Origin of the sequence: Suilimivivens aceti, assembly GCF_025567405.1 — a bacterium.
Taxonomy (GTDB): Bacteria; Bacillota; Clostridia; order Lachnospirales; family Lachnospiraceae; genus Suilimivivens; species Suilimivivens aceti.
The window spans coordinates 157,612-175,376 of sequence record NZ_JAOQKJ010000007.1 but is presented as its reverse complement, the minus strand read 5'-3'; the positions used below and the strand labels follow the sequence as shown (position 1 = coordinate 175,376).

Genomic DNA, 17,765 nt, shown 5'->3' with positions numbered 1-17,765 from the left:
GTCTGCTTTTATTTGTCAGAAACAAGCTCTTTCACGGATGCTGCAAGTCCTGCAATTCCCTGGATCTCAGAGGGGATAATGATCTTGGTCGCCTTACCGTCTGCAGCCCTTTCAAACGCTTCCAGACTCTTAATGCGGAGTACTGCTTCATCCGCACCGGCTTCACGGATCATACGGATACCATCTGCCGTTGCCTGCTGTACCTTCAGGATCGCTTCCGCTTCACCCTCTGCCTCACGGATCATCTTTTCCTTCTGTGCCTCTGCACGGAGGATTGCTGACTGCTTCTCTGCCTGCGCTTCCAGAATCGCTGCTTCCTTCTTACCCTCTGCTACAGTAACGCTTGCTTTCTTTTCACCCTCTGCACGTGTTACTGCTTCTCTTCGCTCACGTTCTGCCTTCATCTGTCTTTCCATGGCGTTCTGGATCTCTGCCGGCGGAATGATATTCTTAAGTTCTACACGGTTCACCTTGATGCCCCATGGATCTGTGGCCTCATCAAGGCTTGCCCTCATCTTGGTATTAATAGTCTCTCTTGATGTCAGTGTCTGATCCAGCTCCAGATCTCCGATGATATTACGAAGGGTTGTTGCTGTCAGGTTCTCGATCGCCATGATCGGGTTCTCCACTCCATAGGCAAACAGCTTCGGATCCGTAATCTGGAAAAATACAACAGTATCAATCCTCATGGTTACATTATCCTTGGTAATAACAGGCTGCGGTGCAAAATCCACTACCTGTTCCTTCAGATTGATCTTCTTCGCCACTCTGTCGATCAATGGCATTTTAATATGAAGACCAACAGACCAGGTTCCCTGATAAGCGCCCAGTCTCTCTACTACATAAGCATATGCCTGCGGTACGATCTTTACGCAGGATGCCAGGATCAGTACGATAAGTATCAATAATACAAGCACTACAACTCCCATAAAAAAACCTCTTCTTTCTCTGTCAGAACTATCTGACGCCCTATTTACTGTTTATTCTCCGCTGAGAGATCCTTCTCCTCCACGATCAGCTTCACACCGCTCACGGACCGGACAACCACAACACTCCCTACAGGCAGCTGTACATCATCCTTCACACTCCTTGCGCTCCATTCCTGACCACCCACAGTAACCTGTCCGATCCCCTGCAGATTATCAATCTCGCTGATCACAATGGCCTGTCTGCCGATCAGGCTCTCAACATTGGTCTTTACTCTGTCCTTATTAAAATACTTCACTGCAACAGGTCTTGTCAAATAAAGCAGGATCAATGATACCACAAAGAATGCCACGATCTGAAGCCATAGCGGTGCATTCAGAGCCGCCAGTATGGCACTCACAAGTGCTCCCCCTGCAAACCATATAGTCGTCAGCCCCATGGTTGCAATCTCAATTCCCACACATACAACAAGAACTGCAAGCCAGATTGTTACCTCACTCATAGGCTCCTCCTTCTCTACCAGAAAACATGATCTCCGATCACATAACCCTCACGCTTGCCCGCCCGGCGGAAATGCGTTGCATCCCCGATAGTCGTTTCCCCGTTAATAGCAGCCTGGGCTGCCTGAAGACATGACTCCGGTACATTTCCTTCATAGGCTCTCGCCACCTTGCCTGTCATGGCAGGTGTAAACTGACCAGACGCATAAATAACGGCATGAATGGTATTGGGATAGGCACCGCTTCTGACACGGTTCATAACAACCGCACCTACGCCAAGCTTTCCTTCATAAGGCTGATTTCCTGCCTCACAGTAGATCAATGCCCCAAGAAGCCGGACCTCATCCGCATCTGCCGATACAGCACCACGGTTTGCCTTACGCTTCCGCTCTGCTTCCTCCTGCTCCCTGACCTTGATGACCTCCATGGTTTCTCCTTCATCAATATGGAATTTCACATTGATAAAATCGGTATTGACGTATCCCACTTCATCATTATAATCTACACTGATCCAGCTGTTATTCACTTCGTCAATAAATTCCACAGAATCATCATAGGCAAGCAGACCGTAGATCTCAGCATCCATGCTTGGCTCCTTGCGGACTCTTACCGCCGAAACATCCAGGGTAACGATCCAGTTTCCAACATCCTCAGCCATAGCCTTGGCCTCTTCCCCAAACAGAAGATATTCGTCCTTGGCCCAGCCGATCACATTGCCTGATTTGATCCTGGTCCATCCATCCTTTCTTTCAAGGATAGTACCGCCACAGTCCTTATAAAGGTAACCTACCTTCTCGGACTTTTCGTCAGCCTCTGCACGGATGTTCAGGGCATTCTGGACATTTGCCATAGCCAGCTCCTTCTCCATTCGTGCCTTTTCATTTTCAAACTTCTGGTTTATGTTCAGTTCTTTCTCTTCCTCTACAGGTGCATCATTGCTAAGTGCACTGGGATCCAGCACCTCTGCCACACCTGATACGGGAAACTCATACTCCTCCTTCTTCTCCGCCGCTTGTGATCTCATGGATACAAGGAAAAAGCAGGTCAGGAAAAGCACTACTGCCGCACACAAAAAATACAGCTGTTTTCTCTGTATCATTAGGATACCTCCGTGATACGATCGATACTGATTGTTCTTCCATCGTCTATTTGGTAATTTATTACATTTTTATTACGATAAATATGCGAACAATCATAGCAAATTGACCTAATCTTGTCAAGTTTCCCGAGAAAACACAGATTTTTTAGTCGACAAAATTACCGTTTTTTAGTAATTTTGTTACATAAAAATTACATATTTTCAGATTTTTCAACAGATGCTTTTACGGCATCGATCACTGCACCGCGAAAGCCCTTCTCCTCCAGAACCCGGACGCCTTCAATGGTCGTTCCGGCAGGGGAGGTTACCATATCCTTCAGTTCGCCCGGGTGCTTTCCGGTCTCCAGCATCAGCTTTGCACTGCCAAGAACCGCCTGCGCAGCAAAGGTATATGCCTGCTTTCTTGGCATACCTGCAAGCACTGCTCCGTCTGCCAGTGCCTCAAGGAACTGGAATACATATGCAGGTGAGCATCCACTGACTCCGGCCACTGCATTGATCAGCCGCTCCGGCACTTCTTCAGCTACTCCGAAGCTTCTAAGCAGCTTCATGCAGACTTCCATCTCTTCATCGCTGACATGCCCGTTCCGGCAGGCGCCGGTACAGCCTTCTCCGACAAGAGCCGGGGTATTTGGCATACAGCGTACCAGCTTGATATCCGCAGACAGCAGTCCTTCGATATCTGCAATGGTCTTGCCCGCTGCAATGCTGACGATCAGAGCCTCCTTCCGAAGGACTCCCCTGATCTCAGGAAGCACCTCCCCGAAAAACTGCGGCTTGATGGCAAGGAAAAGGATATCCGCTTCTTTTGCTACAAGCTGATTATCTGATGTTGTCATGATTCCATACATCTGGTTCACCTGATCCAGTGTATGCTCCGTTTTTGCTGATCCGATGATATCCTCTTTTCTGACGATCTCTTTGGAAAGCATACCACCGATCATGGCCTTTGCCATATTACCAAGTCCAATAAATCCAATTTTCACCCAAGTTCCTCCTTTTTATCATTTTCAGTGCCATGCACTGTCTGCTCCTCCATACCGGCTCTGATACATCAGAAGTCCTGCTGCCATAGCCGCATTTAATGACTCCAGCTTCCCCTCCATGGGGATCTTCAGATAGGTATCCGCCAGATCCGCTGTTTCCTCCCGCAGTCCATTTCCCTCATTTCCAATCAGGAAGGCACTGCCTCCATGGTAATCTACTTCATGGAAAAATTTCTCGCCCTTCAGGTGGGCTGCATAGGTAGTGATCTTCTCCCTTTTCAGAAGAGCTGTCACCTCCAGAAGAGATGCTCCGCATACAAAGGGCATCCGGTACAGTGATCCCATTGTTGAACGGATGGTTTTGGGATTATATACATCCACGCACCCTTCTGTCATAAAAATCCCGTCTGCCCCGGCTCCTTCTGCTGTACGGATCATCGTTCCAAGGTTCCCTGGATCCTGCACATCCTCAAGAAGCAGGAACAAAGGATCCCTTCCTTCTTGTTCCCTTCTCTTTACTGCCTCCCGGATCAGCTCTTCCGGCTGATAAGCAAACATCTCTGCCACCACCAGTACTCCCTGTGGTGACATGGTATCCGCCATCTTTTTCATGACCTCACTGCTGACTGTTTCGACGAAAATACCTGCCTGTCTGCAGGCTTCGATTTTTTCAGAAAAATCTTCTGTCTGCGGCCGTTCTGCCAGTGTTTCTTCCATATATAATTCCCTGATCCTGCTGACTGGTGTTTCCTGAAACATTCTGATACCCTCTGCCAGAAAAACACCTTCCTTTTTTCGCTCTCTGCCCTTTTCACGAAGCTGTACTACATGCTTCACCCGGCTGTTTGCTGTACTGGAAATCATATAATCCTCCTGTAGAAAAAGGCGGAGTAAAAACTCCGCCTCATTGCGTTGTGTCAGATTATCTACTATATCCGTCTTACAGGGACAGGATCCTGCTGACCTGATACTGATATTCCGGGATCGTCTTCTGCATAGCCAGCGCATCCTCAATATCAAAATCAACAAACTCACCATGCTGATAGCCAACTACACGATTGCTCTTTCCCTCGCAGATAATATCAGCTGCATACGCTCCCATAATAGAGGCATAGAAACGATCCTTACAGGTAGGACTTCCTCCACGCTGCATATAGCCAAGAATCGTAGCTCTTGTCTCGATTCCTGTTGCTGCTTCAATCCTTCTCGCCATGGATGTAGAATGTCCGATACCCTCCGCATTGATGATAATGTGATGGGTCTTCCCACGCTTTCTGTTATTGATAATATTATTAATGATATTCTGTTCGTTAAAGTCATATTTCTCAGGAAGCAGAATATCCTCCGCTCCATTGGCAACACCGCACCACAATGCAATATATCCTGCATTTCTGCCCATTACTTCAATAATACTGCATCTTTCATGGGAGGAAGAGGTGTCCCTGATCTTATCGATTGCCTGCATGGCCGTGTTGATCGCTGTATCAAATCCGATCGTATATTCTGTACAGGCAATATCCAGGTCGATAGTTCCCGGAAGTCCGATAGTATTGATCCCATGTCTTGCCAGTGCCTGTGCTCCTCTGTAAGAACCATCACCGCCAATGACAACCAGACCGTCAATTCCATGCTTCTGGCAGATCTCTGCTGCCTTCAGCTGGGTTTCCTCTGTCTTGAACTCCGGACATCTTGCTGTTCCAAGGATCGTTCCACCACGCTCAATGGTATCGGAAACATCCTTCTTTTCCATATCAATGATCTCTTCATTTAACAGGCCCTTATAGCCCTTCTTGATTCCCTTAACCTTAACACCGTTTGCAATTGCTTTTCTGACAACTGCACGGATTGCCGCATTCATACCCGGGGCATCACCGCCGCTGGTCAGAACACCAATGGTCTTAATTTCCTTTGCCATATGCTCCCAATCCTTTCCGTATCTTCAGATTCCTCTCTGATTTGAGGTTATTTTAACCCTTTTTTCTGCCTATTTCAATCTTTTTTCACGTCCCATGCTATTTTTATGTTATCTTTTCCATACTTTTTACATAAGGCATCATAAAGAGCCTCATCTGCATTTACGTTTCTTCCCGGAGGCAGTTTTTTCATCTGCTTTTTATCTTCTATATAAAGAACAACACTGTCATTCCCTTCTGACTCCGAGATATCCCTTAAAAGATCCTCGATCCCTGCTTCATATGCCTCCATAGTGGGGAATCGGATCCATAGCTTCTTTGGGATTTCATCAAAGGAAGTGATCCTTTCACAGATCAGCTTGCCATCCCGGTCCTCCTCAAGAGATACACGGCCTTTAATAAAGACCTTACCATCTTCTACAAGCCTGCTGTTGTATTTTTCATAGTCTCTTGGAAAAACAATGACCTCCACGCTGCCAAGCAGATCCTCGATCTGCAGAAATGCCATGATCTTGTCATTCTTTGTATACTTGATCTTTCTATCTGCGATCAGGCCGCCGATCGTGGCACTGGCGCCATCCTTCACTATCGGAATACCCGTTTCCTCATTCAGTACAAAGTCTGCTGTGGTATTGGTGATCCCTTTTTTCCAGAGCTCCTCCTGTTCTTCAAGCGGATGCCCGCTGACATAGACACCAAGCACCTCCTTTTCAAAGGCAAGGAGCATCTCCTTTGGATACTCCCCAACATCAGGAAGGCGGATATCAAACTCCTCCTTTTCTTCTGTGGAAACCAGGTCAAAAAGACTCATCTGTCCTGCCATATTGTTCTTACGGTCCTTCACGATATGATCCATGATCTTCCCGTAAGCTACCATAAATTGTTTTCTGGTACCGGGCAGACTGTCAAAAGCCCCGGCCTTGATAAAGTTCTCAATCGCCTTTTTGTTGATCTCCTTATCGGACATACGGCTGATAAAATCCTTCAGATTCAGGAATTCACCGTGCTCATTCCGCTCCTTCACAACAGCTTCGATCACAGGCCGTCCCACGCTCTTGATTGCTGTCAGTGCATAGCGGATGGATCTGTCCTTTACAGAAAAGCCGCTTTCTCCCTGATTGATGTCAGGCGGCAGGATGCTGATCCCCATACTGCGGCACACCATAATATATTCTGCCACCTTTCCGGGATTATCAATCACAGAAGTCATAAGCGCCGCCATAAATTCTACCGGATAGTAATATTTCAGGTAAGCTGTCTGATAGGCAACCACCGCATAACAGGCCGCATGGGACTTATTAAATGCATATTTGGCGAAATCCATCATGTCATCATAGATTCCGGAAGCTACCTGCTCTGAAATACCCTTTGCCACACAGCCGGGCACACCCTCCTCTTCATTTCCGTAAATGAAGTTAGCACGCTCCTTTTCCATGACCGCCTGTTTCTTCTTACTCATGGCACGCCGCACCAAATCGCTTCGTCCAAGGGTATAGCCCCCAAGATCCCTCACGATCTGCATAACCTGCTCCTGATATACGATACAGCCATAGGTCGGTGCCAGGATCGGCTTAAGCTGCGGACAGCTGTACACGATAGATCCTTCACTGTTTTTACCTTTGATGTACTTTGGAATAAAGTCCATGGGACCCGGACGGTACAGGGAAATTCCTGCGATCACATCCTCCAGGTTCTCCGGTTTCAGCTCCTTCATGAAGTTTTTCATGCCCCCGCTTTCCAGCTGGAACACACCGTCCGTCTTTCCCGTGGAAAGGGATGCAAACACCTTTTTATCATCATAATCGATCTGATCGATATTAACAGAAACGCCCTTACTCTTCTTCACAAGGGCTACCGCATCCCGGATCACAGTCAGGGTACGGAGTCCCAGAAAATCCATTTTCAGAAGCCCCAGCTCTTCAATGGTCGTCATGGTAAACTGGGTCGTGATCGAACCATCGGCACCTCTCGAAAGCGGTACCAGCTCCTCTGCGGGTCTGGAACAGATCACGACACCGGCTGCATGCATGGATGTGTGCCTTGGCAGACCCTCAAGACGTTTGCTCATATCGATCAGTTCCTTCACCTTGGGATCACTCTCATACAGTCCCCGCAGCTCCGGATTCATCTGCAGCGCCTTATCAATGGTGATATTCAGCTCCTGCGGGATCATCTTGGCAAGACTGTCTACATAATTATAAGGAAGATCCATCACTCTTCCCACATCACGGATCACACCCTTTGCCGCCAGTGTACCGAAGGTTACGATCTGGACCACCTTTTCCTTGCCATATTTTCGGCTGACATAGTCAATAACCTCCTGTCTTCTTTCGAAGCAGAAATCAATATCAATATCGGGCATGGACACACGCTCCGGGTTCAGGAAGCGTTCAAACAGCAGATTATACTTGATCGGGTCAATATCCGTGATCTTCAGCGTATAGGAAACAATACTTCCCGCCGCAGAACCACGCCCCGGTCCCACCATGATCTGATTGGACTTGGCATAATTGATAAAATCCCACACGATCAGGAAATAATCCACGTACCCCATAGTCTTGATAACAGAAAGCTCATAATCAAGGCGTTCTCTTAAGGTCTGTCCCGTTTTCCCGGCTGGTGCATTCTCATCCCCATAACGCTCCTTCAGTCCGTCTGTACAGAGCTTGTTTAGATAAGTCCAGGAATCATATCCCTCCGGCACTTCAAAATGAGGCAGCTTGGTCACGCCAAACTCGATCTCCACGTTACATCTGTCCGCAACCCTCTGGGTATTCTCCACGGCTTCCCATGCATAAGGGAAAAGAGCCTTCATCTCCTCTTCACTCTTCACATAGTACTGACCGCCCACGTAACGCATTCTGTCTTCATCTGCCAGCTTCTTGCCGGTCTGGAGGCAAAGCAGGATATCGTGTGGCTTTACATCCTCCTTATAGGTATAATGCACATCATTGGTCGCTACCAGCGGAATATCCAGCTCCTTACTCATCTGCAGCAGCGCCGTATTGACCATCTTCTGCTCCGGCAGTCCGTGATCCTGCAGCTCCAGAAAATAATTGCCCTTGCCAAAGCATGCCTGATACTTCAGTGCCGTCTTCTTTGCCTCATCATAAAGCCCTTTGGTGATATAGCGCTGTACCTCTCCTGCCAGACAGGCAGAAAGGGCTATAATGCCCTCATGGAATTCCTGTAGCAGCTCCATATCTACCCTGGGCTTATAGTAATACCCCTCGGTAAATCCACGGCTTACGATCCTGGTCAGATTATTATAGCCGGTATTGTTTTCTGCAAGGAGCACCAGATGATAATATCTGTCATCCCCTCCAGTCAGCTCCTTATCAAAACGGGAATTGGGTGCCACATAGACCTCACAGCCAAGGATCGGCCTGATCCCCTCTGCCCTGCATGCTTTATAAAAATCGATCACCCCATACATAACGCCATGGTCTGTGATCGCTGCACTGTCCATGCCAAGCTCCTTAACACGCCTGACATATTCCTTTATTTTGTTGGAACCGTCCAGAAGACTGTATTCTGTATGTACATGAAGATGCGTAAATGCCATATCTGTTTCCTTTTATTTTCATTCGTTGAAAAAGAGTACCATGATCACTATGATCATGATACTCTTTTATTCTAGCAAAAAAAGATATTCTTTTAAAGTATCTGTTCCGGTTTAAAGCAGAATTGCAAGAAGCCAGTTTATCAGGGCAATAACAACACCGATGACACTGAGCACCTTTCCGATATTGGCCTGCTTTGCCATGCTTGAACCTGAACCAAGTCTGGCACGGTTCACGCCAAGACATCCAAACAGAATGCCGGCAAGCGGAATCAGAAGTGCTGTCACAATACTGAGAATACCAAACACAAGTGCAATTTTGGCTGCTCCGGCATTATCTACCGTATTGACTGCTACTGTTACAGAACCATCTGCACCTTCTGCACCCTCAGGAATCTCAACATCCTGCTCTAACAGGGTATAGAGCTGCTCAAGGCTCTCCTTATAAGGCTTCTTCTGCAGACAGCCAACGAATCCGTCAAGACCCATTTCTTTTCCCATGCTCTTCATCCATGCTTCTATATGGAAATTTCCGTCCTCAAATGACCATTTCAGATATTTGAAGCCCTCCAGCATGGCATCTCCGGCACGGTATACCTGCTCTCCCTTATAATCAAAGAGTGTGAACCTGTTCTTTGCCAGATAATCGTTCATCATAAAGCTGACAAATTTAGGATCCTTGTTTAACGGCATATCTTTTACATATCGTGACATTCTCTTCCCTTTCCGGCTGCATGACAGCCTTTCCCTCATTTTTTCGTGTTGGTGCCGGTTTTTATAAATATTTCTTCAGAGCATCTGCCTTGTCAAGCTTCTCCCAGGGAAGATCAAGGTCGTTACGTCCAAAGTGACCATAAGCTGCTGTCTGCTTATAGATCGGACGGCGCAGGTCAAGCATCCTGATGATCCCTGCAGGACGAAGATCGAAGTTCTCTCTTACGATCTCAACCAGCTTCTCATCAGAAACCTTGCCAGTTCCGAAGGTATCTACTCTGACAGAGGTGGGCTGTGCAACGCCAATCGCATAGGAAAGCTGGATCTCACACTGATCAGCCAGTCCTGCTGCTACGATATTCTTTGCTACATAACGTGCTGCATAAGCTGCAGAACGGTCTACCTTGGTGCAGTCCTTACCAGAGAAAGCACCGCCGCCGTGACGTGCATATCCGCCATAGGTATCTACGATGATCTTACGTCCTGTAAGACCTGCATCTCCGTGAGGTCCGCCGATTACGAAACGTCCTGTCGGGTTGATGAAGTATTTGGTATTCTCATCCAGAAGCTCCTTGGGAAGGATGGGATCAAATACATACTTCTTGATATCTTCATGGATCTGCTCCTGTGTAACATCAGGATCATGCTGTGTGGAAAGGACAACTGCTTCCAGACGGATCGGCTTGCCATTCTCATCGTATTCTACAGAAACCTGGCTCTTTCCATCGGGACGCAGATAAGGCAGGGTTCCATTCTTACGGACATCTGTGAGCTGCTTTGCAAGCTTGTGTGCAAGGGCGATGGAATAAGGCATATACTCCTCTGTTTCGTTGGTTGCATAACCAAACATCATACCCTGATCGCCGGCGCCGATTGCCTCGATCTCCTCATCAGACATCTTGTTCTCCTTGGCCTCCAGTGCCTTGTCAACGCCCATGGCGATATCTGAGGACTGCTCATCAATTGCCACAAGAACCGCACAGGTGTTGCCATCAAAGCCATATTCTGACTTGGTGTAGCCGATTTCCTTCACGGTATCACGTACTACCTTCTGAATATCCACATATGCATTGGTGGTAATCTCTCCTGTTACCAGCACAAAGCCAGTACAGGTAGCTGTCTCACAGGCTACGCGGCTCATGGGATCCTTGGCCATGCAGGCATCCAGGATCGCATCGGAAATGGCATCGCAGACTTTGTCGGGATGGCCTTCTGTTACGGATTCGGAAGTAAATAATCTTTTCTCCATTTGTGTTCTCCTTTTCTAAAAATATGACCAGTTACTGTACTATGCATGACAAAAGAAAATCCGCTTATTTACGGGAAATAAGCGGATCGACGTTCGATTATCAAATCCTCTTATTGTTCGATGATACTCGCTCAGGTTGGCACCTTCCATCTCGGGGTTGCCGCAGCTTCTCAGGTCCTATGTACCTCCACTGCTCTGAATAAGAGATTTCACAATATTGAATTCTTCACTCGAATGCCGTCTTCTGACTGACATCTGTCTATAGGCTACACCATGCCTGTTTATTTGTCAATGGAATAGATCCCATTTATAGCTTGTTTATAGCTTAGCTACAATCTGCTTTGCATACCAGTTCAAACCTTTATGTGCCAACGCTTCATTAGATGAATCCCAATTAGCTGCTGCAGTTCTCGCTCTATCCTCTGCCTCTTCTACCGTCAATTTCCCAAAGGAAAATCTTAACAGTGCATTGGTAAGTTCACTTTCAATTGTATATCGTTTTTCTTTTACCATATTCAATTTTCCTCCTTTTTATTAAATTCTACCAGATTAGAAATATGAAGCATATTACAAATTGCCTGATTACCTATATATAATTGTTTCATACTTTGTGGTTTTTGTAAAGCTTTGATCGCATTTTCATAAGTAATTTCATTATTCAGATACGACATAATAATTTCAGGTGGAATACTATCACTCATTACTCCCCAGATAATATCATATCCATGTGGATTCTCATTGTACACATTTTTCAGTCTGTTTTCAAATACAAATTTTGCAAATTTTTCATCATGCACAGGAAAGTTACAATATTTATACTGATTTTCTGTTTCAAACAGTAATTTAAATGGATTAAATTCAAATTCTATGACACACCATTCTTTTCTTTCTACTAATTTACCTGATATATCTAATTCCGGCAATCGATCCATATACCGACTTGCTGCATCAAGACTTTCCGTCAGATAAAAACCAGTTCCAAAATCCAACTGTGTACCTATATTATACGAATACAAAACACCCTGCATACATATATTTTTATAAGATTCTAACGTTGTTCCATGATACCATTTATCACGATTGAGTCTATTCAGCTGTTTTATAGCTATTCCGGTTTCCCTCGACAGCTGTTCTATGTTGGTCAATATTTTTCATAACCTCACTTTCTCTTTTGGAAACAACAAGAGAAAGTCAATTCCGATCATTCCCTTATCATCTTAGCTGTTGTGATTTTAATATCTATATATTTATATTACATCACAACTATTGACCAACGCAACTGCTATTCATTAATGTTTCCCAAGATAAGTAAAACCATAAAGCTGCAGTGCCTTTTCTGCCTCATCACTGCTCTTTATATATTCGATCTCATGGATATCAAACAGAATACAGCCGCAGTGTCCAGGGAAGGTTGGGAAGCAGATCACCTTCAGATAGGTATCAATCTCCGGACTGTAATCGGTAAGCTCCAGTGTCTCCCCATACAGCGTAGCTCTCTCATAGCCGTTCAGCCATTTCACATCCATGTTGCTGAACAGGCTGCCAAAGGAGCTGCCGATCAGTTCATCAAGAGGCATCTTTTCGATCCTTGCCAGTGCTTCATTTCCATAACAGAAAATCCAGTCAACCGCATGCTTCTTCTCATCAAAGATCATCTCAATATCTGTGAAGGCAAAGGGCATATGGTCAAAGCTCCTATAACAGCTGTTGTAGGCTTCCCTGCTGGCAGGCGTTTTTCCGTCACTAAAGGAGCGGATCATATCCTTCTGCAGCCGGTGAAACTGCTGTATGATCTCCTTTTTCCTGCGCTCTGTAAATTCCAGTGTCTCCCCGTTATTCAGATATACTCTGTCTGTAATATCATGGATGACCCTCACAGCCACAAGGCATCCTCTGTGTATCCTGATAAAACCCTCCGTAAGCTGCCCTGCAAGCTCCGTGATGGAAACTCTTGTTTCGTACACCTTATCTCCCAGAACACGAATCTCCGCATTCCTTCCATTCACCAGAACATACAGAATCCCGGGAGGAAAGCCCGGGATCCTGCTGTGTAAAATAAACACTGATATAATAAGGGGAATTAAGATGTTGTCAAATTTATGATTTCTTCTTTCTTGTTGCTGTTACTACGTTGATGATCATAATTCCAATCAGTACAAGTCCCCAGATCAGGTTCTTGTAATAATCGGAAATGGACGGGAACATGGCAAATCCTGAAGAAAGAGACTGCAGGATAATAACTGCCAGTACAATTCCACTGACCTTACCCACACCGCCGTTAGGATTCACGCCTGCCAGTACACAGATCAGAATCGCCGGTGTCAGATAGGACTTTCCAAAGTCAGAACGGGCTGAATTGAAATGCCCGCACATCAGAAGACCGGATACTGCTGATAGCATGCCGCTGATCATATAGGTAAGCGTCAGGATCTTCTTGTTATCACTTCCGGAATATTCGGAAGCTGTCGCATTGGATCCGATCATATAGATCTTGAATCCGGTTGCGGTCTTATTCAGAAGAAATGCTACCAGTGCAGCACAGATAATAAATACGATCGTTGTACCCGGGATCAGCCCGAACAATTCAAAATTGACTACCCTGTATAAAATAGACGGCAGCTCCTTAATGGAGGATCCATTCGTAATACCTACTGCAATTCCAAGGATAATATCTGATGCGCCGAGGGTTGCCACCATGGCAGGAACACCAACTCTTGCGATCAGGGTTCCGGTAAACAATCCGCAGACCGCCCCGATCAGAAGGGCAAAGGCCAGTGTCACAAGCAGTACCAGGATCTGAACCGGCATAGAAGCATCTGCCGGCATGATCGCCTTCATCAAAAGACAGCTCAGTATCCCGGCAAGATCGGCTACTGCAATAACTGTCAGGTCAATACCTCCACTGACCATGGCGAGCATCATGCCAAGGGCAAGCACACCCATTTCAGGAAACAGATAAGCAATCAGCTGAAACTGACCGATCTTAGCAAAGCTGCCGCCTGTGGCGATCGACAATACAATGATAACCAATATAAGCATTCCTAACAGTTTTTTATTGTTGGAACTGATCTTCAGAAGGCTCTTTACGTCAAAAGTCTTTTTCTTTTCCATGGTTATGCCTCCTCCTTATGTCCGTTTTCCAGTATATTGGATGCAATCCTGCGTTTTGCAAGCACACTCTTATAGGCTGACATACTTACACCTGCGATGATGAGGATACCTGTCATAAACTTGCTCCAGTTAGTCGGGATTCCAAGCAGGATCAGGTTATTTGAGATCATCTTCATCAGGAGCACACCGAGGAACGTTCCGATCACCGAGCCGGAACCACCCGCAATATTGGCACCGCCAAGCACTACCGCTGCGATAATAGTCATTTCATAGCCATCAAAGAAATTGATCTGGCACATTCCTGAAACGGTAACCTGCGTGATACCTGTGATCCCGCCGATGGCACCCATAAAGGTAAATACAAAAATACGGATAAAGCTTACGTTGAATCCTGCTCTTTCTGCTGCCACAGGATCACCGCCAACTGCATAAATACCACGTCCAAGCATCGTATATTTCATAATAAACCCGACTATCAGATAAATCGCAACAAGAAACAGAATGCTGACTGGCATGGAGCTTCCAAGTCCTGTCTCTCCGTTTACTACACTGAACAGATTTGTTGTTACCATCTTTGCCATGGGTACCGGCAGCACAGAGATAACACTACTCTGCAGAACACCCTGGGTAATGCCAAGGAAGATCGTACAGGTACCAAGCGTGATGATCAGGGTCGGAAGCTTTAACCATGCAGCAAGCACGCCGTTCAGGAGTCCAAGAACCATACCGATCACTCCTGCGATCAGAAACGCCAGGAATACCGGTCCCTGATAATCAATAACAGAAAACCATTTTGTTACCGCAAACATGCAGAGCATTGCTGTATACGGGAAAGAAACATCGATGTTTCCGGATACGATGACCATAAACAGACCTGCTGCCATCATCCCCGGTACGATCATGCTCCGCAGCAGATCCACCAGGTTGTTGGAAGTAAAAAACTGTCCACTGATCACCTGAATGATACAGGCCAGCACAATAATAATGACCGTTATATAAAACTCATTTTTCTTCAGTAGATTTCTGCCTTTCATGCTGTTTCCTCCTTACCGCCTGTAACCAGCTCCTGCAGTTTGTGCGGATCCAGTTCTGTATTGACATGCTCACTGACGATCCGTCCATTCTTGATGATCAGGATCCTGTTGCAGTTATTGAGCACTTCTGATATATCATCAGAGATCAGAAGAATAGCAAGGTTCATTTTTTCTGCAAGTGTTCTTAAATAAGCATGTATATCAAATTTGGCTGCAATATCCACACCAACGGTCGGTCCGTTCAGGATCAGTACACGGGGCTCTGTCTCCAGCCATTTACCAAGGACAACCTTCTGCTGGTTTCCTCCGGAAAGCGTCTGGATCCCGTCACTCAGCTCGTTCAGCTTGATTCCAAGGTTCTTCACCCAGGAAAGACTGTCCTGATGCCCCTTCTCATAATCCACCATTTTCTTTGCAGTCCTGAGCCTGTCAATATTGGATACGATCATATTATTCTCGATCGACTGTGTCAGGAAAAGCCCTTCCGTCAGACGGTCTTCCGGTACATAGGCAATTTTATGCCGGATTGCATCCATTGGTGTTTTGATCCGTACCTCTGTACCATCAATATAAATATGGCCTTCCGTAGCACTGTAAAGTCCAAACAGTGTCTTGGCAAGCTCTGTACGCCCGGATCCGAGAAGTCCTGTAATGCCAAGGATCTCACCCGGATGGATCTCAAAGCTGATCTTTTCAAAGCCATTAGTCAGACCCAGGTTTTCCACCTTCAGGATTGCTCTGTCATGGTCGATCTTCTCCGGTGTGAAGGCTGCTTCCTCCAGCTTTCTTCCGGTCATATAATAAACAAACTGTTCATCATTGATATTCTTTGCCGAATCAGCTACCACAAGCTTTCCATTTCTGAAAACAGTAAACTGATCTGCAATTTCAAATACTTCATCCAGTTTATGACTGACAAACAGTGTGGAAATTCCTTCTTTCTGCAGCTGTCTGATTACCTTGAACAGCTTGTCAACTTCCTTTCTTGTCAATGCAGAGGTAGGTTCATCCATAATGATCAGCTTGGAATTGTTCAGGATCGCTCTGGCGATGGCGATCAGCTGCTTATCCGCCACAGAAAGCTCACCAACAACAGCCTGCAGCGGCAGTTCAATACCAATATGATCCAGTGCCTCTTTCGCAATGCTCTTTACCGATTTCCAATTCACAAGTTTCCTGTGATTGTAAAGCTCATTGTTGATCGCAATATTTTCTGCAACCGTCAGATTCGGGAAAATGGACATATCCTGATAAATTACCTGGATTCCCAGTCCGATCGACTCTGCAATGGAAAGTCTCTCATATTCCTTTCCTTCAAATGTAATACTTCCCCCATCCGGCCTGTAAAATCCGGAAATAATCTTGATCAGCGTTGATTTACCACATCCGTTTTCTCCCATCAAGCAATGGATTTCTCCCTTTTTTATGGTCAGATCCACCTTGTCAAGAGCAGTCACTCCGCCGAAATGCTTCGAAATCTGTTTCGCCTGTAATAAGATTTCACTCATTTGCGTACCATACCTTTCTCTCAGAGATATAATGCTTGCGTATCCCGCCTTTGGAATATGCAAGCATTATATGTTTCTCTCTTACTGTCTTCTTTAGAACTTGTATTCAGACATGTTATCCTTATTAATAACAAGGATCGCATTACCGCTGATATCTGTGCCATTTACATTGACACTGTTATAACCATCGATACCAAGATCAAGGCCGGTCTGAATCTTATCCTTCTCTCCATTAAGCACCATTACTGCCAGCTGGCACATAGCCTTTCCTGAAAGAGCAGGATCCCAGCAAAGAACACAGGGATTGGATCCGGATTCCAGATAAGGACCTGATACAGATGCCACACCGGTTCCTACTGCAAAGATCTGACCTGTCATGCCAAGCTCGTCAATTGCCTTTGCTGCTCCGGGCGGATCATAGCTGGAAGCCCCAAGGAAGCCCTTGATATCCGGGTACTTCTTTATGATTTCCTTGGCCTTCTCGTAAGCCATGTTCATGTTATCTTCGCATTCCAGTCTTTCTTCAGGAATCAGCTCCATATTGGGATATGCTTCCTTCTGATGTGCTACTGCTGCATCCATCCAGTCATTGTGGGATACAGAGGAAAGGAACGCAACCATGGTCACATATTTTCCTTCATAATTCATAGCCTTGGCAAGCTCATCCATCATGGCTTCGCCATATTCCTTATTATTGAAAGCTTCCAGATCATAATCACATGCCTCAAAGCCTTCTGCTTCATGGGTGATCACTACAATACCCTTATCTCTTGCCTTCTGCAGTACAGGTGTACATGCTTCCGGATCAATCGGGACAACGCACAGGGCATCAATATCCTGAGAGATCAGCTGCTCGATCACCTGGATCTGTTCTGCCGAATCTGTCTTTGCAGGTCCCTTTGCATAACAGTTATTTCCTGTTTCTGCCGCATATTCCTTTACACCCTCTTCATGACGCAGAGCCCATGGATCTGACATATCCTTTACAACTGTGGCGATCGTATAACCACCTCCAGAGGCCGTTGTCTCATCCGCATTTTCTGTCGCCGCATTTTCTGTTGATGCTGTTTCTGTGCTGCTTCCTCCGCAGCCCATAACCACTGAAGTCAGCATGGCAAGTGTAAGTGACAGTGCTACCAGTTTCTTTTTCATAAGCATTCCT

The 17,765-nt window shown here is 46.0% G+C and carries 16 protein-coding genes and 1 riboswitch; all 16 genes read right to left on the bottom strand.

The window, feature by feature from the left end:
• Positions 1-8 precede the first annotated feature (8 nt).
• The 16 genes from OCV77_RS10005 to OCV77_RS09930 all read right to left on the bottom strand — a co-directional run bounded on the left by OCV77_RS10005 (position 9) and on the right by OCV77_RS09930 (position 17,755).
• Positions 9-929 (bottom strand): SPFH domain-containing protein, encoded by a 921-nt coding sequence (locus OCV77_RS10005; protein WP_118798052.1) that lies wholly within the window; start codon positions 927-929, stop codon positions 9-11.
• Positions 930-973: 44 nt separating this feature from the next.
• Complete coding sequence (locus tag OCV77_RS10000; protein WP_262574941.1) at positions 974-1,429, bottom strand: NfeD family protein; 456 nt, start codon at positions 1,427-1,429, stop codon at positions 974-976.
• Positions 1,430-1,443: 14 nt separating this feature from the next.
• Positions 1,444-2,526 carry a cell wall hydrolase gene (locus OCV77_RS09995; RefSeq protein WP_262574940.1) on the bottom strand — a complete coding sequence of 361 codons (1,083 nt, stop codon included), beginning with the start codon at positions 2,524-2,526 and terminating at the stop codon, positions 1,444-1,446.
• 191 nt (positions 2,527-2,717) lie between these two features.
• A complete protein-coding gene (gene proC, locus OCV77_RS09990) occupies positions 2,718-3,512 on the bottom strand; it encodes a pyrroline-5-carboxylate reductase (protein ID WP_262574938.1) in 795 nt (264 codons plus the stop codon).
• Positions 3,513-3,536: 24 nt separating this feature from the next.
• Positions 3,537-4,376 carry a TrmH family RNA methyltransferase gene (locus OCV77_RS09985; protein ID WP_262574937.1) on the bottom strand — a complete coding sequence of 280 codons (840 nt, stop codon included), beginning with the start codon at positions 4,374-4,376 and terminating at the stop codon, positions 3,537-3,539.
• 76 nt (positions 4,377-4,452) lie between these two features.
• On the bottom strand, positions 4,453-5,427 hold the full coding sequence (gene pfkA / locus OCV77_RS09980; RefSeq protein WP_262574935.1) for a 6-phosphofructokinase: 975 nt from the start codon (positions 5,425-5,427) through the stop codon (positions 4,453-4,455).
• Positions 5,428-5,501: 74 nt separating this feature from the next.
• Positions 5,502-8,990, bottom strand: a complete 3,489-nt coding sequence (locus OCV77_RS09975; RefSeq protein ID WP_262574934.1) for a DNA polymerase III subunit alpha — start codon at positions 8,988-8,990, stop codon at positions 5,502-5,504.
• 111 nt (positions 8,991-9,101) lie between these two features.
• A complete protein-coding gene (locus OCV77_RS09970; RefSeq protein WP_262574932.1) occupies positions 9,102-9,701 on the bottom strand; it encodes a DUF4190 domain-containing protein in 600 nt (199 codons plus the stop codon).
• A gap of 61 nt (positions 9,702-9,762) precedes the next feature.
• Positions 9,763-10,950: a methionine adenosyltransferase gene (gene metK / locus OCV77_RS09965; protein WP_118798044.1), complete on the bottom strand. Its 1,188-nt coding sequence runs from the start codon at positions 10,948-10,950 to the stop codon at positions 9,763-9,765.
• A gap of 107 nt (positions 10,951-11,057) precedes the next feature.
• A riboswitch (SAM riboswitch) is annotated at positions 11,058-11,156 on the bottom strand.
• Positions 11,157-11,268: 112 nt separating this feature from the next.
• Entirely contained in the window at positions 11,269-11,463 is a 195-nt protein-coding gene (locus tag OCV77_RS09960) for a hypothetical protein (RefSeq protein ID WP_262574930.1), read from the bottom strand.
• A gap of 2 nt (positions 11,464-11,465) precedes the next feature.
• Complete coding sequence (locus tag OCV77_RS09955) at positions 11,466-12,095, bottom strand: DUF3990 domain-containing protein (protein WP_262574928.1); 630 nt, start codon at positions 12,093-12,095, stop codon at positions 11,466-11,468.
• Between the two features lie 144 nt (positions 12,096-12,239).
• Entirely contained in the window at positions 12,240-13,013 is a 774-nt protein-coding gene (locus OCV77_RS09950) for a LytTR family DNA-binding domain-containing protein (RefSeq protein WP_262574927.1), read from the bottom strand.
• Positions 13,014-13,047: 34 nt separating this feature from the next.
• The gene (locus OCV77_RS09945) at positions 13,048-14,061 is read right to left on the bottom strand and encodes an ABC transporter permease (protein ID WP_262574926.1); all 1,014 of its coding nucleotides are present in this window, start codon (positions 14,059-14,061) and stop codon (positions 13,048-13,050) included.
• A gap of 2 nt (positions 14,062-14,063) precedes the next feature.
• Positions 14,064-15,095, bottom strand: coding sequence for an ABC transporter permease (locus OCV77_RS09940; protein ID WP_118798042.1), 1,032 nt, complete (start codon positions 15,093-15,095; stop codon positions 14,064-14,066).
• Complete coding sequence (locus OCV77_RS09935; RefSeq protein ID WP_262574925.1) at positions 15,092-16,603, bottom strand: sugar ABC transporter ATP-binding protein; 1,512 nt, start codon at positions 16,601-16,603, stop codon at positions 15,092-15,094. The genes OCV77_RS09940 and OCV77_RS09935 overlap by 4 nt, the downstream gene beginning before the upstream one ends.
• 93 nt (positions 16,604-16,696) lie before the next feature.
• Positions 16,697-17,755, bottom strand: a complete 1,059-nt coding sequence (locus tag OCV77_RS09930) for an autoinducer 2 ABC transporter substrate-binding protein (RefSeq protein WP_118798040.1) — start codon at positions 17,753-17,755, stop codon at positions 16,697-16,699.
• Between the last annotated feature and the right edge of the window lie 10 nt (positions 17,756-17,765).